Below are 25,055 nucleotides of genomic sequence, written 5' to 3' on the forward strand. Positions count from 1 at the left end.
CCATGCAAGGCGCTCATCTCAGACATCAGCCACCCGCACCCGGCCGCAAGCCGGTGCCGCGGGGTGCCAGCCGAATGGTGGCCAAAGAGCCGATGTCCGCGCGCCTGCCGAAAGCCAATTTCGGCTTTCTGAAAAGCCTGTTCTGGCCGGTGCTGCTGGTGGCGCTCGGGTTCGGTACCTACGAAGGCGCGCAGCGTTTGCTGCCGTATGCCGACCGGCCAATCACCAAGATCGCCGTGCAGGGCGACCTGAGCTACATCAGTCAGCAAGCGGTGCAGCAGCGAATCGCCCCGTACGTGGCGTCGAGCTTCTTCACCATTGATCTGGCCAGCATGCGTACCGAGCTTGAGCAGATGCCCTGGATCGCCCACGCCGAAGTACGCCGGGTGTGGCCGGACCAGGTGGTGATCCGCCTCGAAGAGCAGCTGCCAGTGGCCCGTTGGGGCGACGAGTCGCTGCTCAACAACCAGGGTCAGGCCTTCACGCCAAAGGAGTTGGCGAACTACGAACACCTGCCACAGCTGTTCGGCCCACAACGGGCCCAGCAGCAAGTGATGCAGCAGTATCAGGTGCTGAGCCAGATGCTCCGGCCGCTGGGCTTCTCGATCGCGCGCCTGGAACTGCGTGAACGTGGCAGCTGGTTCCTGACCACCGGTGCCGGCAGCTCCGGCCCCGGCATCGAGTTGCTGCTGGGACGCGGCAACCTGGTGGAAAAGATGCGCCGCTTCATTGCCATCTATGACAAGACGCTTAAAGACCAGATTACGAACATTGCGCGCATCGATCTGCGCTACGCCAACGGCCTCGCTGTTGGCTGGCGGGAACCAGTAGCGCCGACGACAGCCCAACCCGCTGTCGCAAAGAATTAAGAAGAGGCAGGACCCATGGCAAACGTGCAAAGCGGCAAAATGATCGTCGGTCTGGATATCGGCACCTCCAAGGTGGTGGCGCTGGTAGGCGAGGTCGCGGACGACGGCACGCTGGAAATCGTCGGTATCGGTACTCACCCGTCCCGCGGCCTGAAGAAGGGCGTGGTGGTGAACATCGAGTCCACCGTGCAATCGATCCAGCGCGCGATCGAAGAAGCCCAACTGATGGCGGGCTGCCGCATTCACTCGGCTTTCGTCGGCGTGGCCGGCAATCACATCCGCAGCCTGAACTCCCACGGCATCGTGGCGATTCGTGATCGCGAAGTGAGCTCGGCTGACCTGGAGCGCGTACTCGACGCCGCCCAGGCCGTGGCGATCCCGGCTGACCAGCGCGTGCTGCACACCCTGCCGCAGGATTACGTGATCGATAACCAGGAAGGCGTCCGCGAGCCTCTGGGCATGTCCGGCGTTCGTCTGGAAGCCAAGGTTCACGTGGTCACCTGCGCCGTCAATGCTGCCCAGAACATTGAAAAATGCGTGCGTCGCTGCGGTCTGGAAATCGACGACATCATTCTCGAGCAACTGGCCTCGGCTTACTCGGTACTGACCGACGACGAAAAAGAGCTGGGCGTGTGCCTGGTCGACATCGGCGGCGGCACCACCGACATCGCGATCTTCACCGAAGGCGCGATCCGCCACACCGCGGTGATCCCGATTGCCGGTGATCAGGTGACCAACGACATCGCCATGGCGTTGCGCACCCCGACCCAGTACGCCGAAGAGATCAAGATCCGCTACGCCTGCGCCCTGGCCAAACTGGCCGGTGCCGGCGAAACCATCAAGGTGCCGAGCGTTGGCGACCGTCCACCGCGCGAACTGTCGCGTCAGGCCCTGGCTGAAGTGGTCGAGCCGCGTTACGACGAACTGTTCACCCTGATCCAGGCCGAGCTGCGTCGCAGCGGCTACGAAGACCTGATCCCGGCGGGCATCGTCCTGACCGGCGGTACGTCGAAGATGGAAGGTGCCACCGAACTGGCTGAAGAAATCTTCCACATGCCGGTGCGCCTGGGCGTGCCGCATGGCGTGAAGGGCCTGGATGACGTGGTGCGCAACCCGATTTATTCCACTGGCGTGGGCTTGTTGATGTACGGCCTGCAGAAGCAGTCCGACGGGATCTCGTTCTCGGGCATCGGCAGCCGCGACAGCTACAGCAACGATGAGCCACAGGCGCCGTTGCTGGACCGATTGAAGAAGTGGGTTCAAGGCAACTTCTAAAGCTTTACCGCAACACCGTTACAAAAATGCAGTAGGCGAAAAAACTAGAGAATGTAAGGAGAGGGAAAATGTTCGAACTCGTAGACAACATCCCCGCAAGCCCGGTAATCAAAGTTATCGGTGTTGGCGGTGGCGGCGGCAACGCTGTCAACCACATGGTCAAGAGCAACATCGAAGGCGTCGAATTCATCTGCGCCAACACTGATGCTCAAGCGCTGAAAAACATCGGCGCGCGTACCATCCTGCAACTGGGCACCGGCGTGACCAAAGGTCTGGGCGCTGGCGCCAACCCTGAAGTAGGTCGTCAGGCCGCTCTCGAAGACCGTGAGCGCATTGCCGAAGTCCTGCAGGGCACCAACATGGTGTTCATCACCACTGGCATGGGCGGCGGTACCGGTACCGGTGCTGCGCCGATCATCGCCGAAGTGGCCAAGGAAATGGGCATCCTGACTGTTGCGGTCGTGACCCGTCCGTTCCCGTTCGAAGGCCGCAAGCGTATGCAGATCGCCGACGAAGGCATCCGCATGCTTTCCGAAAGCGTCGACTCGTTGATCACTATCCCCAACGAGAAGCTGCTGACCATCCTCGGTAAAGACGCAAGCCTCTTGTCGGCTTTCGCCAAGGCTGACGACGTACTGGCCGGTGCCGTTCGCGGTATCTCCGACATCATCAAGCGTCCGGGCATGATCAACGTCGACTTCGCCGACGTGCGTACCGTGATGAGCGAAATGGGCATGGCGATGATGGGCACTGGCTGCGCCAGCGGTCCGAACCGTGCGCGTGAAGCGACCGAAGCGGCCATCCGCAACCCGCTGCTGGAAGACGTGAACCTGCAAGGCGCACGCGGCATCCTGGTGAACATCACCGCCGGTCCTGACCTGTCCCTGGGTGAGTACTCCGACGTGGGTAGCATCATCGAAGCCTTCGCTTCCGAGCACGCAATGGTCAAGGTCGGTACCGTTATCGATCCGGACATGCGCGACGAACTGCACGTCACCGTGGTTGCCACCGGTCTGGGCGCGAAAATCGAGAAGCCTGTGAAGGTCATCGACAACACCGTTCACACCTCCATGGCTGCCGCTCAGGTTCAACAACCGGCTCCTGCGCGTCAGGAAGCTCCGGCGGTGAACTACCGTGACCTGGACCGTCCGACCGTCATGCGCAACCAGGCTCAGGCCGGCGCTGCGACTGCCGCGAAGATGAACCCGCAGGACGATCTGGATTACCTGGACATCCCGGCATTCCTGCGTCGTCAGGCCGATTGATGGAATGTATCAGGGCTATGACGGTGATTGGTGTTCAGCAAAGGCTCGGTCTGCTATTATCGCCAGCCTTTGTTGATACCAGTTCGCAATTTGCGCTGAAGCGGCCCAAGCCATGATTAAACAACGCACACTGAAAAATATTATCCGTGCCACAGGTGTAGGCCTGCATTCCGGGGAGAAGGTCTACCTGACCCTCAAGCCTGCGCCTGTCGACACTGGCATTGTGTTTTGTCGCGCTGACCTCGACCCTGTGGTGCAGATTCCTGCCCGCGCGGAAAACGTCGGTGAAACCACTATGTCGACGACGCTGATCAATGGCGACGTCAAAGTGGACACGGTAGAGCACTTGCTCTCGGCCATGGCTGGCCTGGGCATCGATAACGCCTACGTCGAGCTCTCCGCGTCCGAAGTCCCGATCATGGATGGCAGCGCTGGACCGTTCGTATTCCTGATTCAATCGGCAGGCCTGGAAGAACAGGACGCCGCCAAGAAATTCATCCGCATCCTGCGTGAAGTGACAGTGGAAGATGGCGACAAGCGCGCCACTTTCGTCCCTTTCGAAGGGTTCAAGGTGAGCTTCGAGATCGATTTCGATCACCCGGTTTTCCGGGACCGCACCCAAAGTGCAAGCGTGGATTTTTCCAGCACTTCGTTCGTAAAAGAAGTCAGCCGCGCCCGTACTTTCGGTTTCATGAGTGACATCGAGTACCTGCGCAAGCACAACCTCGCACTCGGCGGCAGCGTTGAAAACGCGATCGTGGTTGATTCCGATGGTGTACTGAACGAAGACGGCCTTCGCTACGAAGACGAATTCGTGAAGCACAAGATCCTCGATGCGATTGGCGACCTGTACCTGCTGGGTAACAGCCTGATTGGTGAGTTCAAAGGCTTCAAGTCCGGTCATGCACTGAACAACCAGCTGCTGCGCAAGTTGATTGAGCAGACAGATGCGTGGGAAGTCGTGACGTTCGAAGACGCCAGCACTGCACCGATCTCTTACATGCGCCCGGTTGCGGCAGTGTAAGTAAAAAACCTCTCTAGTTTTTTGAAGGCCATCCTCGGATGGCCTTTTTTTATGCCTGCAATTTTTGTGTTGCCTGGGCTGGCCTCTTCGCGAGCAAGCTCGCTCCCACATTTTGGAATGCATTCCCCTGTGGGAGCGGGCTTGCTCGCGAAGAGGCCAGTTCAATCGCCGCAAAAATCAGCCAGCCACTACTATCCGGTTACGCCCACCTTCCTTGGCCTGATACAGCGCCTTGTCCGCTGCAAACAACAACTGCTCCAGCGTCATCTCGCTCGCCGCCGTCCACGTCGCGATGCCAATACTCACCGTCATCGGCCGTTCGGCCCCGTCGACCAACGGCATCTGCTCGACCGCCTGGCGGATATGCTCGGCAATCTGCCGTGCGCCGCTGCTGTCGGTTTCAGCGAGGATCACCGAGAACTCTTCGCCGCCGTAACGGGCGACCAGATCCCCTGGTCGTCGTACGTTCGCCGTGATCACCTTGGCCAATTCACGCAGCGCCTGATCACCGGCCTGGTGCCCATGCCGGTCGTTGAAGGCCTTGAAGTGGTCGGCATCGATCATCATCACCGACAGCGGCTTGCCCGAACGCTGGGCGCGGAACCGTTCGTGGCGCAGCGCCTGATCGAGCATCCGCCGGTTGGCCACGCCGGTCAGCGCATCGGTGGCGGCCATTTGCGCCAGTTCACGTTCGGCGCGCTGGCGCAGGCGCAGCTCACGGGCAAGCAGCCAGGTCAGCCACAGCAGCCCGGCGCACAGCACGCCGGTGGCGCCGCTGATCAACAGTGCGGTGCGGCGCCAGGTGCCAAACACCTCATCACTGGACAGCGCGACCATAACGGTCAACGGCAGATTGCCGACCCGCGAGTAAGTGTAGAGCCGTTGCTGATGATCCATGCTTGAGGTGCTGGTGAAACTGCCACTGCCATCCTTGTCGCCGAGAATCCGCACCACGTTGGGCCGGTTGCCGAAACTCTTGCCGATGGAGTCGCTTTGCAGATAAGGCTTCTGCGCCAGCAGCACGCCGTCGCTGTTGATGATGTTCAGCGTGCTGTCCTTGCCGATGTCGAGGCTGTTGAACAGTTGATCGAAGTAGTCGAGTTTCATCGACGCTACCGCCACGCCGGCGAATTCTCCGGTGTCCGAGGAGATCCGCCGACTGAAGCTGATTCGCCATTGATTGGCTTCGTCGCAATCGCAGCGGGTCTTGAACGGGCGGCTGATGAACATGCCGGTATCGCGGTTGAAGGCGTGGGCGAGGAAATAATCGCGGTCGGCGAAGTTGCCCGGTTTGGGTTCGATGCGTGATGAGTCGGCGACCACATCGCCGTGCTTGTCGAGCAGCAGGATGTCGCCCTTGAAGCGCGCGGTGGTGGAGCGGTCGAACAGTGCCAGATGGCGGATCTGCGGGGTGACGTCGCGCAGGTCGTCGCGTTGAGCAGCGGCAATCAGGCCTTGCAGGGTCAGGTCGTACAGCTCGACCGTGCGCAGGACGTCGGCGTCGATCAACTGGGCGATGGTGGTGGCACTGCGGGTGGCCGATTCCTGAGCGTTGGCGTGCTCACGAATCAGCAGAAAAGTGACGATGCACAGAATCGCGATCACGGTCAGCGAACTGCCGCAGATCAGCAGCAATTCGGGGCGTCCGGTCTTGCCCGCCAGAGGTGGGGTACGGCTCGCGATCATGATGGGGGCTGTCGGTTGGGGTAAGACTTATAAGAGTAGTTGCACAAACACTGCTGGGGATAACACTAAAACAGATCTACTGTGGCGAGGGGATTTATCCCCGATGGGCTGCGAAGCGGCCCCAAAAAAGGGTCTGCTGCGCAGCCCATCGGGGATAAATCCCCTCGCCACAAAATCTATTCCATTCAAAAAAAGGATCAGTTGTTACTGAGCTAGAGGGGATCTTAGAAGACGTTGATCGGGTAGTCGACAATCACACGGTATTCATCGGTATCCGTATCAATCGCGCCGTAACCGTTGCCACCCCGGTTGGTCGCCCATTGCAGGCGGACCGCGAGGTCTTTTGCCTGACCGCTCTGCACCACGTATTTCAAATCGAGGTCGCGTTCCCAGTGCTTGGCGTTACGACCGTCAGCGCTGTACCACGAGGCATAGCCCTTGCTGCCCGGATCGACCTTGGTCAAGTCCACGGTGCCGCGCGAATAGGAAACCGCCGAAGTCAGGCCCGGCACACCGAGACCGGCGAAGTCGTAGGCGTACTTGAGCTTCCACGAGCGTTCGTTCGGGCCGTTGAAGTCCGAGTACTGTTGCGAGTTGTCGAGGTAAACGCTGTCGCCCTGGCTGATGTAGTCGAACGGCGTGTTGCCGTTCACGCGCTGGTACGCAGCGGTGACGCTGTGGTTGCCGATGCCGACGGTGAAATGCAGGCTGTAGGTGTTGTTGTCGATGTTACCCAGCAGCGCGTCGCCGGTGTCCTGCGTGTGATAGAAGTGCAGGCCCGGGTTGAGGCTGACCAGATCGTTCAACTGCCAGGTGTAATCCAGGTCGTAGTAGTACTGGTTCCAGATGTCCTTCAGCTCGGCGGCGTACAGATTGCTGGTCAGGCCTTCGACGCCGCTCCAGGACACGCCGGCCCAGTTCAGGTGACGGCTTTCGTCGCCCTCGGCGAGTTTGCCGTAGGACGTGCCGATGCGCTGGCGACCGCTCTGATTGTACGGCTTGGTAAAACTGGCCTGGCCACCTTCGAACATCCAGCCGTCGAAGCTGTGGTTGGTCAGGCTCACGCCACGAAAGGTCTGCGGCAGCATGCGCGAATCACCGCCGGCAATCACCGGGTTGGTGAGGAACAGGTCACCGGCCTTCAGCTCGGTATCGAACGCGCGCATCTTCAACGTGCCGCCCGCAGTCGAGAACGAGCCCGGCGCTTTGCCGTTGCCATCGCTGATCGGCAGGATGCTCGAACCATCGGTACCGCCACCGCCGTCGAGCTTCAGCCCGAGCATGGCGTGGGCATCGATGCCGAAGCCGACCGTGCCTTCGGTGTAACCCGACTGGAAAATCCCGAGAAAACCCTGGCCCCACTCGATGTTGTCGTCCGTCTGCTGCAGACGGTTGCGATTCATGTAGTAGTTGCGGGCGTTGAGGTTGAGGCTCGAGCCTTCGATGAAGCCTTGTTTGGCGGCTTCGTCGGCATGAGCGGCGGGGGCAATCGTTGCGGCAATTGCAATGAACAGCGGGGTGAAGCGGACTGGGTAACGCACTTGCGATGGAGCTCCTTGGGTCAACTGACACTTCAATGTCTTGAGGTGCGGGATGTTTCTTGTTTTTTACAGACGAACCAAACGGCTTTCAGACCACAACGAAAAAAGGCCGCTGAAAGGCAGCGGCCTGCAAGGACGACGGTTGAACGGGAAGAGCCAAACAACCGCGTCGAGGGAAATGTTTCGCGGTGCGCGACTCAGCTGTCTTTCTCGGCCGCTTGAGCCTGGGAAGTGGCGGCTTGAGGGGCTTGCGAGGCATCCTGCGACTTGGCCATCACTTCTGCCTGATACTGTTCGAAGGCGTGAGCGCGAGCGGCATTCTGCGCTACGAACGCTTGCGATTCTTCAGCCATCGCCATCGGCGACAGGATCAATGAGGACAAAACGAAAGCGCTGGCAATACCCATACTGTTGGACATCTTGAAAACCTTCTTGCTTGGCAAGTGCTGTTTGGTGCGGGCAAAGATAAGGTTGCCGGGCGTTGGGAAACAGCGTGATTTTCATAAATGACTGTTACAGCACAAGCAAAGATCAACCGCGGGTTGACTCCATTCCCTGTGGCGAGGGGATTCATCCCCGATGGGCTGCGAAGCGACCCCAAAATCAGCAATCGCGATCTTCCTGACACAACCAGTACAAAGGATTGAGGGCTGCTTCGCAGCCCATCGGGGATGAATCCCCTCGCCACAGGGGACTTTAATCAGCAATTAAACGGGGAGGTGGATGCCGAAAGTATTCATCCCCCGATCACTGCGCACAAACACATCCCCACCATGCATCAGCGCAATCGCCTTGACGATCGCCAGCCCCAACCCATGGTTATTGCCACTGTTGCTGCGTGATGCATCCACCCGATAAAAGCGCTCGAACAAGCGCGGCAAGTGCTCGCTGGCAATCGGCGATCCCGGGTTGGCCACACCAATGCTGACCTGATGGTCTTCAACCTCGATCCGCACCTCGATCACCTGGCCCGGCTCGGTGTGCTGCACGGCGTTGCTCAGCAGATTGATCAGTGCCCGGCGCAGATGCGCGATCTCGATCCGCACCTGCGCATCGCCACTGACGTGCACCTGCACTTGCGCATCTTCGAGGATGAAATCCAGGTACTCCAGCGTGGTCGCGACTTCATCGGCCAAAGAAGTCTCGGTCAGTTTGGTGGCCTTGCTGCCCTGGTCGGCGCTGGCCAGAAACAGCATGTCGTTGATGATCGAACGCAGGCGTTCCAGCTCTTCGAGGTTCGATTGCAGCACTTCGAAGTAATGCTCGGCGGAGCGCCCGCGGGTCAGCGCGACCTGGGTCTGGCCGATCAGGTTGGTCAGTGGCGAGCGCAGTTCATGGGCGACGTCGGCGTTGAACGATTCCAGGCGCGAATAGGCCTGTTCGACCCGCTCCAGGGTTGAGTTGAACGAGTCGACAAACTGCTCCAGCTCCGGTGGCAACGGTGACATGCGCAGGCGTCCGGCCCGTAGTGGCGGTGCCAGGCGCTGGGCTTCCTGAGACAGTTTGATCAGCGGCTTGAGACCGATCCGCGCCACCCAGTAACCCAGCGCCGAGGCCAGCAGCACGCCGACAATGGCCAGGCTGACCAAGGCGATCAGCAGGTTGTGTTGAGTCTCATGAAAGGTCTCGGTATCGATGCCGATCATGAAGCGCAGCGGCGGGCGTTGATCCTTGGCGGGCAACTCGGTCAGCAGCACTTTCAGCGGATAAGGATGCTCGGGCAACTGCAGGTCATGCATGCCCGTCGGGCCTTTGGCGAAGGCGCGGATTTGCGCGTCCGGCGCGCCGTACTCGTAACCGGGATCGCCGCTGACTACCCAGAAACGAATGCGCTTGTCTTCCTCGCCGAGCAGCTTGAGCTTGGCGTTGATCTTCACCCAATGCTCGGGTGTGCCATAACGATTGAGGGCCGATTCGAGCACGCTGTAACGCGCATCCAGCTCGGCTTCCGGCAGCAGCCCCAGGCCTTTGTCGACCTGCTGATACAGCGCGCCGCCGATCAACAGAAACACCAGCAGCGCCACCAGCGTAAACATCCCGCTCAAACGCAGGGCGATGGAATTACTGGACACCACGGCTCTCCAGCACATAACCCATGCCACGAATGGTGTGCAGCAATTTCTCGTCGAACGGCCCGTCGAGCTTGGCGCGCAGACGCTTGATTGCGACTTCGACGACATTCGCGTCGCTGTCGAAATTGATGTCCCAGACCATCTCGGCAATCGCGGTTTTCGAGAGGATTTCACCTTGCCGGCGCGCCAGAACACTGAGCAGCGAGAACTCTTTCGCGGTCAGATCCAGCCGGGTGCCGGCGCGGGTGGCCTTGCGGCTGATCAGATCGATCCACAGGTCGGCGATGCTCACTTGCACCGGTTCATGGCCACCGCTGCGCCGGGTCAGCGCCTGCAGGCGGGCCACCAGTTCCAGAAAGGAAAACGGTTTGCCGAGGTAATCGTCGGCGCCGTCACGCAGGCCCTTGATGCGGTCTTCGACGCGCTCGCGGGCGGTGAGCATGATCACCGGGGTCTGCTTGCGTGCACGCAATGCGCGCAGCACGCCGAAGCCATCCAGGCCCGGCAGCATGACGTCGAGGACGATTACCGCATAGTCGCTCTCCAGCGCCAGGTGCAGGCCTTCGACGCCGTCGCGGGCCAGGTCCACGGTGTAACCCTGTTCCGTCAGACCGCGGTGCAGATAATCCGCGGTTTTTTCCTCGTCTTCGATAATCAGAACGCGCATGACCCTGCCTCAGTCTGTGGTCGCCAGTGCCGTCGTGGACATTGGTTTGGGCCTGTGGAAAAGCCGCTCAAGCCACAAGTATATGACCGGCGTGGTAAACAGCGTCAGCATCTGGCTGACCAGCAAGCCGCCCACCACCGCGATCCCCAGCGGCTGGCGCAGTTCCGCGCCGGTGCCGTAACCGAGCATCAGCGGCAACGCGCCGAGCAGGGCGGCGAGGGTGGTCATGATGATCGGCCGGAACCGCGTCAGGCACGCTTCGAAAATCGCATCCTGCGGTGCCAGTCCGCGATGACGCTGGGCTTCCAGGGCAAAGTCGATCATCAGGATGCCGTTCTTCTTGACGATACCGATCAGCAACACCAGCCCGATCAACGCCATGATCGAAAAATCCTGACCGCAGATCCACAGCATGATCACCGCCCCGAGACCGGCCGCCGGCAGGGTCGAGATGATTGTCAGCGGATGCACGAAGCTCTCATAGAGCACGCCGAGAATGATGTACACCGCCACCAGCGCCGCGAGAATCAGCCACGGCTGACTGGCCAGCGAACTCTGGAACGCCTGCGCCGCGCCCTGGAAATTGCCGCTGATCGCGGTCGGCATGCCGATCTCGGCCTTGGCCTGATTGAGCAGAATTACCGCATCACCCAACGCCACGCCGGGCGCGAGGTTGAACGACAGGTTGGCGGCCGGGAACATGCCGTCATGGGCAATCGACAGCGGGCCGATGGTCGGCGCATCGAATTTGGCCAGCGCCGACAGCGGCACCATCTCGCCACTCAGCGGCGAGCGCAGGTAGAAATAGTTGAGGCTTTCGGCTTTGCCGCGTTGCTTGGTGTCCAGCTCGAGAATCACGTTGTACTGGTTGACCTGGGTCTGGAACTCGTTGATCTGGCGCTGACCGAAGGCGTCGTACAGCGCCTCGTCCACGTCACTGGCAGTCAGGCCGAAACGCGCGGCGGCGCTGCGGTCGATGCTGATGTGGGTGATGCTGCCGCCCAGTTGCAGGTCGTTGGAAATGTCGCGGAACGCCGGGTTGCTGCGCAGTTTTTCCGTCAGACGCTGGGTCCAGGTGGCGAGGGTCGCGCCGTCGTTGCTCTTGAGCACGTATTGGTACTGCGCGCGACTCGGGCCGGAGCTGAGGTTGATGTCCTGGCCGGCGCGCAGGTACAGGACGATGCCCGGGACTTTCATCAGTTGCGGACGAATGCGGTCGATGAACTGGCTGGCCGAGACGTCGCGGTCGCCGCGTTTTTTCAGGGCAATCCAGAAGCGGCCGTTGGCGATGGTCTGGTTGCTGCCGGACACACCGACCGAGTGCGAGAACGCCTGAACGGCCGGATCGGCGGCGACGATTTCGGCCATGGCCAAGTGTTTTTTCACCATGTCGCCGTAGGAAATATCCGCAGCGGCTTCGGTGGTGCCGAGGACAAACCCGGTGTCCTGCACCGGGAAGAAACCCTTGGGGATAAAGATGTAACCGGCAATCGCCAGTGCCAGCGACAGGCCGAACACGCCGATCATCAGTTTCTGGTGGGCGAGGGCGCGGCGCAGACCTTTTTCGTACCAGCCGAGCAAGCGTTCACTGAAGCCCGGTTTGTCGTGGGCGTGATGCACCGGTTTGCGCATGAACAGCGCTGCCAGCGTCGGCGCAAGGGTCAGCGACACCACTACCGAAATCAAAATGGTCGAGGTCGCCGTCAGGGCGAATTCCTTGAACAGCCGCCCGACCACGCCGCCCATGAACAGCAGCGGAATGAACGCCGCCACCAGTGAGAAACTGATCGAAACCACGGTGAAGCCGATCTCGCCGGCACCTTTGATCGCCGCCTCGCGCATGCTGTCGCCGGCCTCCAGATGCCGGTGGATGTTCTCCACCACCACAATCGCATCGTCCACGACAAACCCGACCGCGACGACGATCGCCACCAGCGTCAGGTTGTTCAGGCTGAATCCCAGCAGGTACATCAGGGCGAAACTGGCGGTCAGCGATACACCGAGCACCGCCGACACAATCATCGTCGCCGACAACTGCCGCAGGAACAGCGCCATCACCGCCACCACCAGCAGGATCGCGATCAACAGGGTGATCTCGACTTCATGCAGCGAGGCGCGAATGGTCTGGGTGCGGTCGATCAGGGTTTTTACCTGCACCGAGGCCGGGAGCATGGCTTCGAGGCCGGGCAGGGCGGCTTGAATGCGGTCGACGGTTTCGACGATGTTCGCGCCGGGCTGGCGCGAGATCACCAGGTTCACCCCGGGTTGATCACCGGCCCAGGCTTGCACGTAGGCATCTTCCGAACCGTTGACGACTTTGGCGACATCCCGCAGGTGAACCGGGGCGCCGTCCTTGTAGGAAACGATGAGTTGGCTGTAGTCCTCGGGTTTGAACAACTGGTCGTTGGTCGACAGCGTCGAGATGCTCGATTCGCCGTACAACGCACCTTTGGCGAGGTTGAGGCTGGTCTGCTGGATCGCCAGACGAATGTCGGCCAGGGTCAGGCCGATCGCCGCCAGTTTGTCGGCCGAGGCTTGCACGCGGATCGCCGGACGTTGCTGACCGGTGATGTTGATCTGGCCTACGCCGTCGATCTGACTGATCTGACGCGAGAGCAGGGTTTCCACTAGGTCGCTGAGTTCGGTGCCGGGCATTTGCGTCGAGCTGACGCTGAGGATCAGCACCGGGCTGTCGGCCGGGTTGACCTTCTTCCACGTTGGCAGCGTCGGCATGTCCTTGGGCAGTTTGCCGGCGGCGGTGTTGATCGCCGCTTGTACTTCCTGAGCGGCGGTGTCGATGCTCTTGTCTAAGGTGAATTGAAGGGTCAGCAGACTGGAGCCGAGCGCACTGCTGGAGGTCATCTGCGTCATGCCGGGGATGGCGCTGAATTGCACCTCCAACGGCGTGGCCACGGACGAAGCCATGGTGTCGGGGCTGGCGCCGGGCAACTGCGCCGAGACCTGAATTGTCGGAAATTCCGCTTCCGGCAGTGGCGCAATCGGCAGGCGCGGGAAGGCAATCACGCCGACCAGCACCAAAGCGATGGTCAACAGAATCGTCGCGACCGGGTGATCGATGCACCAGGTGGAGACGCCTTTGTGCGCCTTCATGGTTTCGGCTCCGCTTGCACCACCTGTGGCGGTTCACTCATGACCTGCACGGTCGAGCCGGGTTTGAGCCGCGACTGGCCGTCGGTCACCAGCACGTCACCGGTTTTCACGCCTTTGATGATGTCCTGCCCGCTGCCCTGATAGACCATCTGCACTTGTACGGCTTCGACTTTGTCGCCATTCACGCGGTAAACGAAGTGTTGGTCGAGACCGCGCTGTACGACGGTAGGCGGCACCACCAGCGCATTCTTATCCAGTGCCGTCTGAATTTTTACCGTCACCAGCAGGCCCGGCCAGAGCTTTTGGCTGGCATTGTCGAATTCGGCCTTGGCGCGGATGGTGCCGGTGTTGGCGTTGATCTGGTTGTCGATCAGGGTCAGGTGACCTTCGCCGAGCAGGTTGCCGGTTTCACCGTCGGTGTCGGCGCCGATGTAAGCCTTGACCTGTGCGTGCTGCGGATCGTTGATCAGGCCCTGCAGGGTCGGCAGCATTTGCTGTGGCAGCGAGAATTCCACGGCGATCGGGTCGATCTGGGTCACGGTGAACAGGCCGGCGGTGTCGGTCATGCGCAGGAAGTTGCCTTCATCGACTGTACGAATACCGACGCGGCCGGTGACCGGGGAGCGGATCTGCGTGTAAGAAAGTTGTACCTGCGCCGCGTCGATCGAGGCCTGGTTGCCTTGGGCGGTGGCTTTGAGTTGGTTGACCAGTGCTTGTTGCTGGTCGTAGGTCTGTTTCGAGATTCCGTCGTCGACGGTGAGCAGTTTGTAGCGTTTGAGGTTGACCAGGGCAACCTGCAATTGCGCCTGGCTTTCGCCCAGTTGCGCGCGGGCCTGGTCGAGGCTGGCGCGGATCGAGCGGTCGTCGATGGTGGCGAGCAGGTCGCCGGCTTTGACGAGTTGGCCTTCCTTGACGAGGATTTTGGTGAGGATGCCGTCTATTTGTGGGCGTACTACGACGCTGTGTAATGAGAGTACGGAGCCGATGCCGGTGGTGTAGCGGGGGACGTCTTTTTCGCTGACGGTGACGACGCGGACCGGGATGGCGGTTGGGGTGGCCAGTTTGGTCGGGGCGGGTTTCATTGCCCACCATGCGCCTGCGGCGGCCAGGGCGATCACTAGGGCTAGCAGGGCTTGGTTTTTCTTGATTCGCATGAAATGGGGCGCCAAGGGCTGGAGTTTGGGCAGGTTGGGTATTTATAAACTTGTTTGGGGGTCAGGAGGGTGACGGCTAGCTGTCAGCGCTGTCAGTTTCGCCGGGGTGTATATCCGTTTCTGCGGGTGTGGCTGATTACGGTTCCGCCCTTACGGCGGGTCACTTTTTCCAGACGCCGAAAAAGTAACCAAAAAGGCTTGCTCCTGCGTTCGGCCCGCTCGCTGGGGCTCGGGGTCCCTTCGCTGCGGGATTGATCCGGGGGCAGCGCCTACGGTTTGCTTCGCTGCACCTCCTCTCGCTGTGTTTGGCTTCGCCAAACGGTCGCTGCGCTCCCACCCCCGGATCAATCCCTCCACTCAGCCTTCCGACGTCGCCCGTGGATCAAGATCAAGATCAAGAGCGGCAGCCGAGCTTGCGCTCATCCTGGAGTGGGGCGGCATGCGCCGCGTGCGGGTTGTACTTATCTTCCCTGTAGGAGCTGCCGCAGGCTGCGATCTTTTGATCTCGCTTTTGCTCTTTTGTGGGAGCTGGCTTGCCAGCGATGGCGGCCTGGTTAGCCGACCAATCTCTGGCAGGTGTACTCGGTTCAACGGTGGGAGCGGGCTTGCTCGCGAAGAGGTCTGTCCAGTCAGCCGATTACGTTGAGCTGTTTAATTCTGTGCCAAATAACCAGAACCTTCCCACAAGGTTTTCAGGTTGTCCGTCGGAAGCGCGGTCTCTAGTCTTTGGTTGTCGCTGCAAATTCAGCGATCGGGTGTGGAAACCCGATTCAAGTAGAAACAATGCACCAGCACCGTAATCGTTGCCGACGTCTTTTTTCGTCTGCAAACTGCGTCGCGGCGGCTGTGCGTGGGCAGACTTCGGTCTGGCCGGTTGCCTACTTATCGGTTTTCCACCCCGCGCACAGTTGCCACCTTTTGTCGTGTGGAAACGGCAAAGGCTGGCTCCCAAATACAAGTAGGAGCTACCCATGGATAAACTGATTCCAGACCCACCCCCCGAAACCACAACCCCGCTCGCCGAAGCCATCCGCGCAGAAGACCTCGCCCAAAACCGCGAAGCCATCAAACGCGCGCTCGATTTCTACCTCAGTCCACAACCCGCCCAGCCGCGACAGCCAAGCACAATGTTTCTGGTCAACCCAGGCATCGACACCGAAACCCTGCTCGCCCACGCTTACGAATCGTTGGCCTCTGCCAGTGCCATGGCCAGTAACTTCGCCAATGAACTCGGCGGCCCGCAACGCAGCACGGCGTTGGCGATCCAGCAGATCGTCATGCTCGCCGAACTGGCGGTGAACCGGGCGCTGGATCGGGTTGATCCACGCACTTGATCCGTCCGAGCACCGCGTCATCGTTCATCGCGAGCAGGCTCGCTCCCACAGGTTGAAACACAGTCCACCTGTGGGAGCGAGCCTGCTCGCGAAGACGTCTGTGCGGGCGACGCATCTCTGCCGGCTATTGGTGTCAGCCGGTCCCCAAAAGGGATCGATCATTCCCAATTTGGCAAACATTGCACCATCACCTACCTCTAAACCGTTCGGCGTACGCTGCAAATCTTCAGGTGCTGTCGCAAGGCGTGCAGGTATACTGCGCGCCTTCGCGGCTCACTGTTCGGGCCCGACTTTTTTGCTTTGCGGAGCTTTTATGACTTCCCCGACCCAACCGCCGGTTGACGACGCCGTAAGCGATGTCCCGGCCGAGCTGACTGACGCCAGCGAAACCAAACCCGAGATTCCGGCTTTCAAGTTCCCGTTCAAACCGGGTGAATTGGCGGCCGCCAAGGGTTCGAATCAGCCGTGGTACAAGAACGGCGCCAAGAACGGCCACACCAAGACCCCGGGCATGGCGCCGCCGGGCACCCGTCGCTCGATGGGCAAGCGCTGAGTTTCATCCCGCCTTCAGCCATCGACTGCGATTTTCGGTCGCAGTGATGGCTAAGTGCTCAGATCCTGAGCCAGATCAATATTTGACCAATTGGTGCGCTTAGAGTCAGCAGCCCTGCCGACTCTTCCCATAAAACGAGCGCGCTTTCCATGAAGATCAATCTCCCGGTAACCGGCCGTAACGTCGATGTGGCGCCGGACGCGAACATTCTTTCGACCACTGATCTGACCAGCGCGATCACTTACGCCAACGACGATTTCATCAGGATCAGCGGCTACAGTCGCGACGAATTGCTCGGCAAGCCACACAACCTGTTGCGCCATCCGGACATGCCGGCGCTGGCGTTTGCGCATATGTGGCAGACGCTGAAGGGCGGACGCTCGTGGATGGGGCTGGTGAAGAATCGTTGCAAGAATGGCGATCATTATTGGGTCAGCGCGTATGTCACGCCGGTTACGCAGAGCGGCGTGGCGGTGGAGTATCAGTCGGTACGCACCCGGCCGGATGCACGGCAGGTGGCGGCGGCGGAGCGGGTGTACGCGCAGTTGCGTGGAGAGTTGAAGGGACGGCGGCCGCTGCCCACTTTAGGTCTGCGTGGCAGGATCACGGTGTTGGCCAGTGCGTTGCTGGGCCTGGTGTTGGGGATCGAGGCCTGGTTGCGTCCGGAGTCGGCATGGATCGATGGGCTGGCATTTGTTGTCGGCAGCAGTCTTTGTGCGTTGGGCGTGCGCTGGATCTTGCGGCCGCTGGAGCGGCTGAACGAACGGGCGCGGCAGGTCGCGGACAATCCGTTGAGCCAGAGCATCTATACCGGGCGCCGCGATGAGTTCGGCCAGATCGAATTCGCCTTGCAGATGCTCGAAGCGCAGGTCGGCGCGGTGGTCGGGCGCATCGGTGATGCGTCGCAGCAGTTGGCCGGGCATGCGGCGCAACTGGTTGATCATTTGCAAAGCAGCCACAGCAGTTCGTTGGCGCAGCAAGCGGAAACCGATCAGGTGGCGGCGGCGATTCATCAGATGGCCGCCAGCGTCGCGCAAGTTGCCAGCCATGCGCAGCAGGCGTCGGTGGCGGCGGACATGGCCGGCACAGAAACCCGCGAAGGGCATTTGCTGGTCGGCGAGAGTCGCAGTGCGGTGTTGCGTCTGGCCGAGGAGTTGCGGCGGGCGACCGAGGTGATTCATCAGCTCGAAGGCCACAGCAGCGAGATTTCCGGAGTACTGGAGGTGATCCGCAGCATCGCCGAGCAGACCAATCTGCTGGCGCTCAACGCGGCGATCGAAGCGGCGCGCGCTGGTGATGCCGGGCGCGGTTTTGCAGTGGTGGCCGATGAGGTGCGCGGGTTGGCGCAACGCACGCAGCAATCGACCAACGAGATTCAGCGGATGATCAGCACCCTGCAAAACGGTGCGCGCGATGCGGTGCTGGTGATGCAGCAGAGCAGCGAGCATGTGGATAACAGCGTCGAACAGGCACAGCGCGCGGCGCGGGCGCTGGACGGGATCAGTGAGCGGGTCGAGCAGATCACCGAGATGAGCCTGCAGATTGCCGCGGCGGTGGAGCAGCAGAGTGCGGTGAGCGAGGACATCAATCGCAACATCGTCAGCATTCGCACGGCGTCGGAATTGACGGTGGATGAGGGGCGGCAGAGTCAGCGTAACTCTGAGGACGTGGCGGGGCTGGCGGGGGATTTGCGGTTGCTGGCGCGGGAGTTCTGGGGGCGGCGGCAGGTTCGGGATTGAGGTTGCCTGGGCCAGCCTCTTCGCTAGCAAGCCCCCTCCCACAGGTTTGTGAGTTGATCATTTATTCTGTGTACAACTCAAAACCCTGTGGGAGGGGGCTTGCTCCCGAAGGGGCCATTGCAGGCAGTACAAAATCCGGATCAAGCCGCCCGCAGCAAAATGAATGCATACGTCTGCGCCGGCTCAGTCACCACCTGCGCCCCGGCGGCAAGCAACTGCCCGGCCACATCATCCCCGGACAAATGAAACAGCCATTCGCTGGACGCTTCACTCAGCGGCTGTGCTGAAACCTGATCGATCACGGCCGCAAAAGCGTCCATCTGCGGCAAATACGCGGTAAACCCATCGCCCTTGAGCGCCGTGGTGCGAATCCCCAGCGCCGCGCAGATCGCATCCTTGATCCGGATGTCATCGCGATCGGCCTGACGCGAACGCTGGATCAACGCCAGCAGCTCCTGGTCGACCAGCTCCCCGCCGGCAATCAGCAGCGGCCCCTGCTGCCACGACTCTGGCGGGCAATCCTTGGCGGCTGGGTTGAGCGGGATGTGCGGATTGATTTCTGCCGGATAAATCCTGCACACCAACGGCCGGCGTTCGTAAATCCGGCATAGGTTGTCTTCGTCAAGATTCCGGCAGCGGCCGACGTTGTAGGCGGCGAAGGTGATGGCCACGTGTGCCTCGGTCGTGCCGCTGCGTACCACCAGCGAACGCCGTTCGGCGTGTTCACGCTGCTGCGCCGGCAGGCCCAGGCCGTTGCCGAGAAAGGCCTCCACCAGCACGATCACCTGACCGCCATCCGCCGCCCACATGCGGGCTTCGGCGAGGGTCAGGGGCACATGGTGGTCGGTGCAGCATTTGCCGCAACCGACGCAGGAAAATGTCGTATTCATTGCACGATCAATCTTCAATCAGAGTGTGATACGGCGACGTAAAGTCGCCAGGCTGAGGCTGATCGAAGCAAGTTGTGCGCCAGCCCTCAGGGCTTGGCGGTCGGGCGGATCGAGTCCCATTCGGTGACGAACGCGGTTTTCGACTTTTTGCTGTACAGGCACAGCTCAGTGCCTTGCTGGCCTTTCATGTGTTTTTGCGGGTATTGGCCTTGCAGCAGCACGGCGGTGTAGCCGACGCGGTCATCGAATTGCGCGGGTGTGCCGACGGGTTTGGCGTCTTTCAGGCCGCTGGCCTTGGTGCAGTTGGCGAGCACGGTTTTGTCGTAAGCGGCCCAGGCGTCGGGGCTGGAGGCGTGGGCCTGTGAGGCTAGGGCGGTGAGGCAGAGCAGGCTTAGGGTGAGGGTTTTCATGGTTGGGCATCCTTGGTTTGGCCAAGGTTTGAGTATGCCTGAGGGGGAGAAGTTGCCCGGGCCGGCCTCTTCGCGAGCAAGCCCGCTCCCACAATTTGTAATGCGTTCCCCCCGTGGGAGCGGGCTTGCTCGCGAAGACGGTCGATCAGTCCGGTACAAGTTCTCGGCGAACCACCATCATCCCGGCACTTTCATACAACCGCTGCGCCCGCAGATTGTCTTCCAGCACCTTCAGATCGACAAACCCTTCACGGCGTTGCTGAAACACCTTGAATGCATTCAACAGCAACGCCCGACCCAAACCTCGGCCCTGAGCGCGCGGATGCACCACCAGATTCTTGATGTACGAACTGGTCCAGCATTGCGCCACGCCGATCACGCCTTCGGCATCGCTGGCAATGAAACACAGCGCCGGGTCGTATTCGGGATCGCTCTCGAAGCGCTGCTGCCACTCCTCCAGTGCCGGCACCCGACCGCCGCCCTCACGGTAGCCGAGTTGCATCAACTGATGCACCGCCGCCGCCAGTTCCGGGCGATAAGTGCTCAACTCAATGCCTTCCGGCCAGTGGATCGGCGGCACGCCTTGGCGAAGGTCGCGCCTCATCAAAAAGCAGTATGTCTGGCCCAAGACTCAGTGACCGTTGGCGGCGACGTGTTTGGCCGCTTCGATCAGGCGCTGGGTCAGTTCCGGCGAGGAGAACTTGGTCAGCACCGCGTTGGCCCCGGCCAGACGCGCTTTCTCGCTGTTCATCGCGCTGTCGAGCGAGGTGTGCAGCAGCACGTAGAGGTGGGCGAAGTCCGGCGTCTCGCGCAGGGTGCGGGTGAAGGCGTAGCCGTCCATCTCGGACATTTCGATGTCGGAGACGATCAGGTTGATCTGTTGCGCGGTGCCTTGCAGATCCAGCAGGCAGTCGATGGCTTCCTTGGCACTGCGCGCGGTGTGGCATTGCAGGCCGAGGTTGCGCAGGGTGTGCACCGATTGCTGCAACGCCACCTGGCTGTCGTCGACCACCAGAATCCGTGCGTTGCCCAGTACCTCGGCGTCTTCCATGCTCAGGTCGGTCGGGGCCATCTCGATCTGCGCCGGGGCGATGCTGTGAATGACTTTCTCGATGTCGAGCACTTGTACCAGTGTGCCGTCGACTGAGGTCACGCCGGTGATGTAGGCGCGCGAGCCGCCGGAGCCGAACGGCGGCGGCTTGATGTCGGTGGTCAGGCAATGGACGATTTTGCTCACCGCCTGAACGTGCAGGCCCTGCTTGGAGCGGCTGACGTCGGTGACGATCAGGCAGCCGCCGTTCGGGTCCTCCAGCGGTCGCTCGCCGATGGCGCGGCTGAGGTCGATCACCGACAGCGACGCGCCGCGCAGGGTGGCGATGCCTTTGATGTGCGGATGCGACTCGGGCATTTTGGTCAGTGGCGGACAGGGGATGATTTCACTGACTTTCAGCAGGTTGATCGCCATCAGCTTGCCGCTGCGCAAGGTAAACAGCAGAAGCGAAAGTGAATCTGCGCGGGCTTTGTTGGAAGACATAAAAACCTTCTGTGGAAAAAGGTGATGGGCGAGGGTGCAAATCGCCAGAAACTATTGATGCCGGGTTATCGGCGTTAATGGGGTGGGCTTTAGGTCGGTTATCGGGTAGGGCAAGAATCACCTGTGGCGAGGGGATTTATCCCCGATGGACTGCCCGGCAGTCCCATTTCCTGGTGCCGCTGCGCAGCACATCGGGGATAAATCCCCTCGCCACAAGGAATTCACTCAAACTGGATGAAGTGATTATTTCATGCCTAATCGCTTGGCCATCCGCCCAAGATTCGCCCGATCCAAGCCCAACTCCCGCGCCGCACTCGCCCAGTTATCCTGATGACGCTCAAGCGCAGCACTGATCAACTGCCGCTGATATTGCTCGGTGGCGCTGCGCAGATCGCCGTTGATCAACGGCATCGCGGGCACCTCGGCAGCCGGCTCAATTGAGTTATCCACAACCTCCCGCGGCAGATCCAGATCCGCCGCACTCAAACTGAGGATCTTCGGCCTTACCTTGCAATTGCCCAGCGCCTTCAGTGCGCTGCGGCCGATCAAATGTTCCAGCTCGCGCACGTTGCCCGGCCAAGTGTAGGCGAGCAACGCGTCCTGGGCATCGCTACTCAAACGCAGGCTGTTGAGGCCCATGCGCGAGCGGTTCTGTTCCAGAAAGAAGCCGCTGAGCAGCAACACATCGCGGCCGCGATCGCGCAGCGCCGGGACCCGCAGCGGGTACACGCTCAGGCGGTGATAGAAGTCGGCGCGGTAGCGGCCGCTGCGCACTTCTTCAGCCAGATCGCGGTTGGTCGCGGCGATCAGGCGCACATCGACCTGATGTTCCTTGTCCGAGCCGAGCCGCTGCAACTGGCCGCTTTGCAGCACGCGCAGCAACTTGGCCTGTACGGTCAGCGACAGTTCGCCGACTTCATCGAGAAACAGCGTGCCGCCATTGGCCAGTTCGAACTTGCCGCGGCGGTCGCTGGTGGCGCCGGTAAAGGCGCCGCGCACGTGGCCGAACAGTTCGCTTTCGACCAACGTATCGGGCAGAGCGGCGCAGTTGAGGCTGATGATCGGTTTGTCGGCGCGCGGCGAGGCGGCGTGGATCGCTTGCGCCACCAGCTCCTTGCCGACCCCGGTTTCGCCGGTGATCAGCACGGTCAGGTCGCTGCCGCCGACCAGATTGATTTCCTCCACCAGCCGTTTGTGCGCCTTGCTCTGGCCGATCATTTCACGCTGCTGCTGACCGCTGGCCTGGCGGTAGACCTCGGCGCGTTGGTGTTCGTCTTCGGCACGCAGCGCCAGGCGTTCGATACGTTCGGCGGCGTTGACCGTGGCCGAGGCGAGACTGGCGAACGCTTGCAAGGCGTCGAGTTCGATCGGCTCGAAACGCTCCGGATCGAGCGCATCAAGGGTGATCAGGCCCCAGAGTTTTTCATCGACGAACAGTGGGCAACCGAGGCAGTCATGCACTTCGAGATGTTCGCCCAGACCATCGACCAAGCCGTCGTAAGGATCGGGCAAGTCGCTGTCGGCGGCGAACCGCGTTGGCCCGGCGCCGTCCAGCAGGATCTCGAAACGGGGATGTTCGCTGACCTTGAAGCGCCGGCCGAGGGTGTCGGTGCTCAAACCATCCACCGCCAGCGGCACCAGCCATTCGCCGTCCAGGCGCAGCAACGCGGCGGCATCGCACGGCAGCAGGGCGCGCATGGCTTCGAGCAGGCGCCGATAGCGCTCGCCCTCGGGCAGTTCGCGGGACAGGTCGGAGACCAGTGGCAGTAGAGCGGTGAGCAGGGATTTGGCGGTCATGGTGTTGTAGTCAAAGAGACTCGATGTAGTCGCGATGACTATAAAACGCTTTGAGTCTAAATGACTACGTAAAAAATAAACAATTGATTTATAACGATAATTTATCTGGCACGAAAACTGATAAGCCTAAGGTAATTCTCAAAAAGCTCAGGAGTCATTCTTATGCTTAGCGTCCAGGATCGTGCCATCGTCAAATCCACTGTGCCTCTGTTGGAAAGCGGCGGAGAAGCGCTGATCACCCACTTCTACCGCATGATGCTCTCCGAATACCCTGAGGTGCGCCCACTGTTCAACCAGGCGCATCAGGCCAGTGGCGATCAGCCGCGCGCGTTGGCCAATGGTGTGTTGATGTACGCCCGGCACATCGATCAGCTCGACCAGTTGGGCGATTTGGTGGCGAAGATCATCAACAAGCACGTCGCCCTGCAAATCCTCCCGGAGCACTACCCGATTGTCGGCACCTGCCTGCTGCGGGCCATTTCCGAAGTGCTCGGCGACGAGATCGCCACGCCGGAAGTGATGAGCGCGTGGGGCGCGGCGTACGGGCAACTGGCCGAGATTCTGATCGGTGCTGAAGCCGCGATCTACGACCAGAAAGAACAGGCAGTCGGCGGCTGGCGTGGGGCGCGGGATTTCATCGTGGTGGACAAGGTCGAGGAGAGCGCGGAAATCATTTCGTTCTACTTCGAGCCGGCGGACAAAGGCCCGATCCTGGCCGCAGAACCGGGTCAGTACATTGGCATGAAGCTGATCCTTGATGGCGAAGAAATCCGCCGCAATTACTCGCTGTCGGCACTGGCCAATAAAGGTCAGTACCGCATCAGCGTCAAACGCGAACCGGGCGGTCGTGCGTCCAACCACTTGCATGACCAATTGCACATCGGCGCGAGCATTCAGCTGTTCCCGCCATCGGGCGAGTTCACCCTGACTGCCAGCGACAAGCCGTTGGTGCTGATCAGTGGTGGCGTCGGCATTACCCCGACTCTGGCGATGCTCGAAGCAGCGCTGCAAACCGAGCGCCCGGTGCACTTTATCCACTGCGCGCGCAACGGCAGCGTGCATGCGTTCCGCGACTGGATCGATGGGCTGGCGGCGCGTCATCCGCAGCTCAAGCGCTTCTATTGCTACGCCGAAGACGACGGCGTGAGCCCGGCGGCGGACAAGGTCGGGATCCTCAGCCAAGAGCAATTGGGTGAATGGCTGCCGGCGCAACGTGACGTCGACGCTTACTTCTTGGGGCCGAAGGGCTTCATGGGCGCGATCAAGCGGCATCTGAAAGCGTTGGGCGTGCCGGAGCAGCAGAGCCGGTATGAGTTCTTCGGGCCGGCGGCGGCTTTGGAGTGATCTGAAACCGGGTTGTCTTCATTCGCGAGCAGGCTCGCTCCCACAGGATTTGTGTTCAACGTAGATTCAATGTGGGAGCGAGCCTGCTCGCGAAGGCCGTTACGCGGTCTCGATTCTTAAATTCTGTTTAAAGGTTAATCGTTTCTTAACCGGTTTATCGTTTATTCCCCGATGCTGATGATAGGCGCTCGTTCGTTTAACTGATCAGGATCGCCCCCATGTCGCACATCATCTTCTCCTCTCGTCTGAACCTGGCAATGCTTGGCCTGTCGGCTGCTTTGCTGGCCAGTCCGTTTGCTTCGGCCGAATCGGCGTTGATCGCACCACAGACCCTGGTCGTCGATCAGAGCCTGCCCAAGGCTCAGCGCGATGCAATGGAGTTGGCGGCGCGGCGTTACGGCAGTTTCTGGAACAGTGGAGAAGAGGCCCTGGCCACGGCAGCCTTGTCGCCGCAGTTTGTCGACAAGACCCCGCCTGAAGGTCGGGTGCAGGGGCCGACCGGGCCGTTGCTGGCATCGAAGTTCTTTCGTACGGCGGTGCCGGACCTGAGCTGCGAGATCGAGCAAATGATCATTGCCGGTGACCGCGTGGTGGTGCATCTGCACTTTCGCGGACACTTCAGTGGGACGTTCAAGGCTCTCAAAGGGCAGGGCCAGCGTGTAGACTTCCGAGCAACCGATATCTATCAGATCGACAACGGTCGCATCGCGGCCAATTGGCATATCGAAGACAACATCAGTCTGATGGCGCAACTGCAAGCGCAGCCGCCAGCCAGCTGAACCATGGACAT

General features: G+C 60.9%; 21 protein-coding genes and 1 pseudogene. 10 read left to right on the forward strand and 12 right to left on the reverse strand.

The genetic code is table 11. The annotated features are described in order from the left end of the window. Positions 1–2 precede the first annotated feature (2 nt). From ACM6I7_RS21575 to lpxC, 4 genes are all read left to right on the forward strand, one after another. Positions 3–869 carry a cell division protein FtsQ/DivIB gene (locus ACM6I7_RS21575; protein WP_007961636.1) on the forward strand — a complete coding sequence of 289 codons (867 nt, stop codon included), beginning with the start codon at positions 3–5 and terminating at the stop codon, positions 867–869. Between the two features lie 15 nt (positions 870–884). After that, entirely contained in the window at positions 885–2,144 is a 1,260-nt protein-coding gene (ftsA, locus tag ACM6I7_RS21580) for a cell division protein FtsA (protein ID WP_003228014.1), read from the forward strand. Between the two features lie 68 nt (positions 2,145–2,212). Then, positions 2,213–3,409: a cell division protein FtsZ gene (gene ftsZ / locus ACM6I7_RS21585; RefSeq protein WP_007961637.1), complete on the forward strand. Its 1,197-nt coding sequence runs from the start codon at positions 2,213–2,215 to the stop codon at positions 3,407–3,409. A gap of 112 nt (positions 3,410–3,521) precedes the next feature. Then, positions 3,522–4,433: a UDP-3-O-acyl-N-acetylglucosamine deacetylase gene (gene lpxC, locus ACM6I7_RS21590; RefSeq protein ID WP_007961638.1), complete on the forward strand. Its 912-nt coding sequence runs from the start codon at positions 3,522–3,524 to the stop codon at positions 4,431–4,433. Positions 4,434–4,610: 177 nt separating this feature from the next. Here lpxC and ACM6I7_RS21595 read toward each other — a convergent pair whose 3' ends face one another. The 7 genes from ACM6I7_RS21595 to ACM6I7_RS21625 form a co-directional block, all read right to left on the reverse strand. Then, a complete protein-coding gene (locus ACM6I7_RS21595) occupies positions 4,611–6,119 on the reverse strand; it encodes a sensor domain-containing diguanylate cyclase (RefSeq protein WP_414889242.1) in 1,509 nt (502 codons plus the stop codon). Positions 6,120–6,343: 224 nt separating this feature from the next. After that, on the reverse strand, positions 6,344–7,660 hold the full coding sequence (locus ACM6I7_RS21600) for an OprD family porin (protein WP_150368491.1): 1,317 nt from the start codon (positions 7,658–7,660) through the stop codon (positions 6,344–6,346). 197 nt (positions 7,661–7,857) lie between these two features. Next, positions 7,858–8,079 (reverse strand): hypothetical protein, encoded by a 222-nt coding sequence (locus ACM6I7_RS21605; RefSeq protein ID WP_096795481.1) that lies wholly within the window; start codon positions 8,077–8,079, stop codon positions 7,858–7,860. Positions 8,080–8,367: 288 nt separating this feature from the next. Continuing rightward, on the reverse strand, positions 8,368–9,732 hold the full coding sequence (locus ACM6I7_RS21610) for a heavy metal sensor histidine kinase (RefSeq protein ID WP_414889243.1): 1,365 nt from the start codon (positions 9,730–9,732) through the stop codon (positions 8,368–8,370). Then, positions 9,722–10,399, reverse strand: coding sequence for a heavy metal response regulator transcription factor (locus ACM6I7_RS21615; RefSeq protein WP_007916978.1), 678 nt, complete (start codon positions 10,397–10,399; stop codon positions 9,722–9,724). The genes ACM6I7_RS21610 and ACM6I7_RS21615 overlap by 11 nt, the downstream gene beginning before the upstream one ends. A gap of 9 nt (positions 10,400–10,408) precedes the next feature. After that, a complete protein-coding gene (locus ACM6I7_RS21620) occupies positions 10,409–13,510 on the reverse strand; it encodes a multidrug efflux RND transporter permease subunit (RefSeq protein ID WP_414889244.1) in 3,102 nt (1,033 codons plus the stop codon). After that, positions 13,507–14,664, reverse strand: coding sequence for an efflux RND transporter periplasmic adaptor subunit (locus tag ACM6I7_RS21625; RefSeq protein WP_414889245.1), 1,158 nt, complete (start codon positions 14,662–14,664; stop codon positions 13,507–13,509). The genes ACM6I7_RS21620 and ACM6I7_RS21625 overlap by 4 nt, the downstream gene beginning before the upstream one ends. Before the next feature lie 971 nt (positions 14,665–15,635). Between ACM6I7_RS21625 and ACM6I7_RS21630 the strand changes: the two genes are divergently transcribed. From ACM6I7_RS21630 to ACM6I7_RS21645, 4 genes and pseudogenes are all read left to right on the forward strand, one after another. After that, a complete protein-coding gene (locus tag ACM6I7_RS21630) occupies positions 15,636–15,998 on the forward strand; it encodes a DUF6124 family protein (RefSeq protein ID WP_414889246.1) in 363 nt (120 codons plus the stop codon). 313 nt (positions 15,999–16,311) lie between these two features. After that, the gene (locus ACM6I7_RS21635; protein ID WP_041071739.1) at positions 16,312–16,551 is read left to right on the forward strand and encodes a hypothetical protein; all 240 of its coding nucleotides are present in this window, start codon (positions 16,312–16,314) and stop codon (positions 16,549–16,551) included. A 149-nt stretch (positions 16,552–16,700) separates the two neighbouring features. Further along, positions 16,701–16,982: pseudogene (locus ACM6I7_RS21640) on the forward strand (PAS domain-containing protein); the annotation flags it as partial. A gap of 204 nt (positions 16,983–17,186) precedes the next feature. After that, positions 17,187–18,290, forward strand: coding sequence for a methyl-accepting chemotaxis protein (locus ACM6I7_RS21645; RefSeq protein WP_414889328.1), 1,104 nt, complete (start codon positions 17,187–17,189; stop codon positions 18,288–18,290). Positions 18,291–18,430: 140 nt separating this feature from the next. Here the strand turns inward: ACM6I7_RS21645 and ACM6I7_RS21650 are convergent, their stop codons facing one another. The 5 genes from ACM6I7_RS21650 to norR all read right to left on the reverse strand — a co-directional run bounded on the left by ACM6I7_RS21650 (position 18,431) and on the right by norR (position 22,921). Next, the gene (locus ACM6I7_RS21650) at positions 18,431–19,180 is read right to left on the reverse strand and encodes a YkgJ family cysteine cluster protein (RefSeq protein ID WP_414889247.1); all 750 of its coding nucleotides are present in this window, start codon (positions 19,178–19,180) and stop codon (positions 18,431–18,433) included. Positions 19,181–19,266: 86 nt separating this feature from the next. Further along, entirely contained in the window at positions 19,267–19,590 is a 324-nt protein-coding gene (locus ACM6I7_RS21655) for a hypothetical protein (protein WP_115988941.1), read from the reverse strand. 145 nt (positions 19,591–19,735) lie between these two features. Next, positions 19,736–20,194 (reverse strand): GNAT family N-acetyltransferase, encoded by a 459-nt coding sequence (locus ACM6I7_RS21660; RefSeq protein WP_414889248.1) that lies wholly within the window; start codon positions 20,192–20,194, stop codon positions 19,736–19,738. A gap of 27 nt (positions 20,195–20,221) precedes the next feature. Continuing rightward, the gene (locus ACM6I7_RS21665) at positions 20,222–21,124 is read right to left on the reverse strand and encodes a chemotaxis protein CheV (protein WP_027612166.1); all 903 of its coding nucleotides are present in this window, start codon (positions 21,122–21,124) and stop codon (positions 20,222–20,224) included. 243 nt (positions 21,125–21,367) lie between these two features. Further along, positions 21,368–22,921, reverse strand: a complete 1,554-nt coding sequence (gene norR, locus ACM6I7_RS21670) for a nitric oxide reductase transcriptional regulator NorR (RefSeq protein WP_414889249.1) — start codon at positions 22,919–22,921, stop codon at positions 21,368–21,370. Positions 22,922–23,083: 162 nt separating this feature from the next. On the opposite strand from norR, the gene hmpA reads away from it, so the two are divergent. Both hmpA and ACM6I7_RS21680 read left to right on the forward strand, forming a co-directional pair. After that, positions 23,084–24,265 carry an NO-inducible flavohemoprotein gene (hmpA, locus tag ACM6I7_RS21675; RefSeq protein ID WP_414889250.1) on the forward strand — a complete coding sequence of 394 codons (1,182 nt, stop codon included), beginning with the start codon at positions 23,084–23,086 and terminating at the stop codon, positions 24,263–24,265. Positions 24,266–24,483: 218 nt separating this feature from the next. Beyond that, positions 24,484–25,044: an ester cyclase gene (locus tag ACM6I7_RS21680; protein ID WP_097086185.1), complete on the forward strand. Its 561-nt coding sequence runs from the start codon at positions 24,484–24,486 to the stop codon at positions 25,042–25,044. The last annotated feature ends 11 nt before the right edge of the window (positions 25,045–25,055 follow it).

It is taken from the genome of Pseudomonas sp. IT-93MI4, from assembly GCF_949767635.1.
GTDB classification, from domain to species: Bacteria; Pseudomonadota; Gammaproteobacteria; order Pseudomonadales; family Pseudomonadaceae; genus Aquipseudomonas; species Aquipseudomonas putida_A.

Coding starts and splice junctions, on each gene's coding strand:
- ACM6I7_RS21655 (WP_115988941.1), bottom strand. CDS start 19,590: ATGAAAACCCTCACCCTAAGCCTGCTCTGCCTCACCGCCCTAGCCTCA.
- norR (WP_414889249.1), bottom strand. CDS start 22,921: ATGACCGCCAAATCCCTGCTCACCGCTCTACTGCCACTGGTCTCCGAC.
- ACM6I7_RS21660 (WP_414889248.1), bottom strand. CDS start 20,194: ATGAGGCGCGACCTTCGCCAAGGCGTGCCGCCGATCCACTGGCCGGAA.
- ACM6I7_RS21630 (WP_414889246.1), top strand. CDS start 15,636: ATGGATAAACTGATTCCAGACCCACCCCCCGAAACCACAACCCCGCTC.
- ACM6I7_RS21665 (WP_027612166.1), bottom strand. CDS start 21,124: ATGTCTTCCAACAAAGCCCGCGCAGATTCACTTTCGCTTCTGCTGTTT.
- ACM6I7_RS21595 (WP_414889242.1), bottom strand. CDS start 6,119: ATGATCGCGAGCCGTACCCCACCTCTGGCGGGCAAGACCGGACGCCCC.
- ACM6I7_RS21620 (WP_414889244.1), bottom strand. CDS start 13,510: ATGAAGGCGCACAAAGGCGTCTCCACCTGGTGCATCGATCACCCGGTC.
- ACM6I7_RS21650 (WP_414889247.1), bottom strand. CDS start 19,180: ATGAATACGACATTTTCCTGCGTCGGTTGCGGCAAATGCTGCACCGAC.
- ftsA (WP_003228014.1), top strand. CDS start 885: ATGGCAAACGTGCAAAGCGGCAAAATGATCGTCGGTCTGGATATCGGC.
- hmpA (WP_414889250.1), top strand. CDS start 23,084: ATGCTTAGCGTCCAGGATCGTGCCATCGTCAAATCCACTGTGCCTCTG.
- ACM6I7_RS21625 (WP_414889245.1), bottom strand. CDS start 14,664: ATGCGAATCAAGAAAAACCAAGCCCTGCTAGCCCTAGTGATCGCCCTG.
- ACM6I7_RS21615 (WP_007916978.1), bottom strand. CDS start 10,399: ATGCGCGTTCTGATTATCGAAGACGAGGAAAAAACCGCGGATTATCTG.
- lpxC (WP_007961638.1), top strand. CDS start 3,522: ATGATTAAACAACGCACACTGAAAAATATTATCCGTGCCACAGGTGTA.
- ACM6I7_RS21635 (WP_041071739.1), top strand. CDS start 16,312: ATGACTTCCCCGACCCAACCGCCGGTTGACGACGCCGTAAGCGATGTC.
- ACM6I7_RS21605 (WP_096795481.1), bottom strand. CDS start 8,079: ATGTCCAACAGTATGGGTATTGCCAGCGCTTTCGTTTTGTCCTCATTG.
- ftsZ (WP_007961637.1), top strand. CDS start 2,213: ATGTTCGAACTCGTAGACAACATCCCCGCAAGCCCGGTAATCAAAGTT.
- ACM6I7_RS21680 (WP_097086185.1), top strand. CDS start 24,484: ATGTCGCACATCATCTTCTCCTCTCGTCTGAACCTGGCAATGCTTGGC.
- ACM6I7_RS21575 (WP_007961636.1), top strand. CDS start 3: ATGCAAGGCGCTCATCTCAGACATCAGCCACCCGCACCCGGCCGCAAG.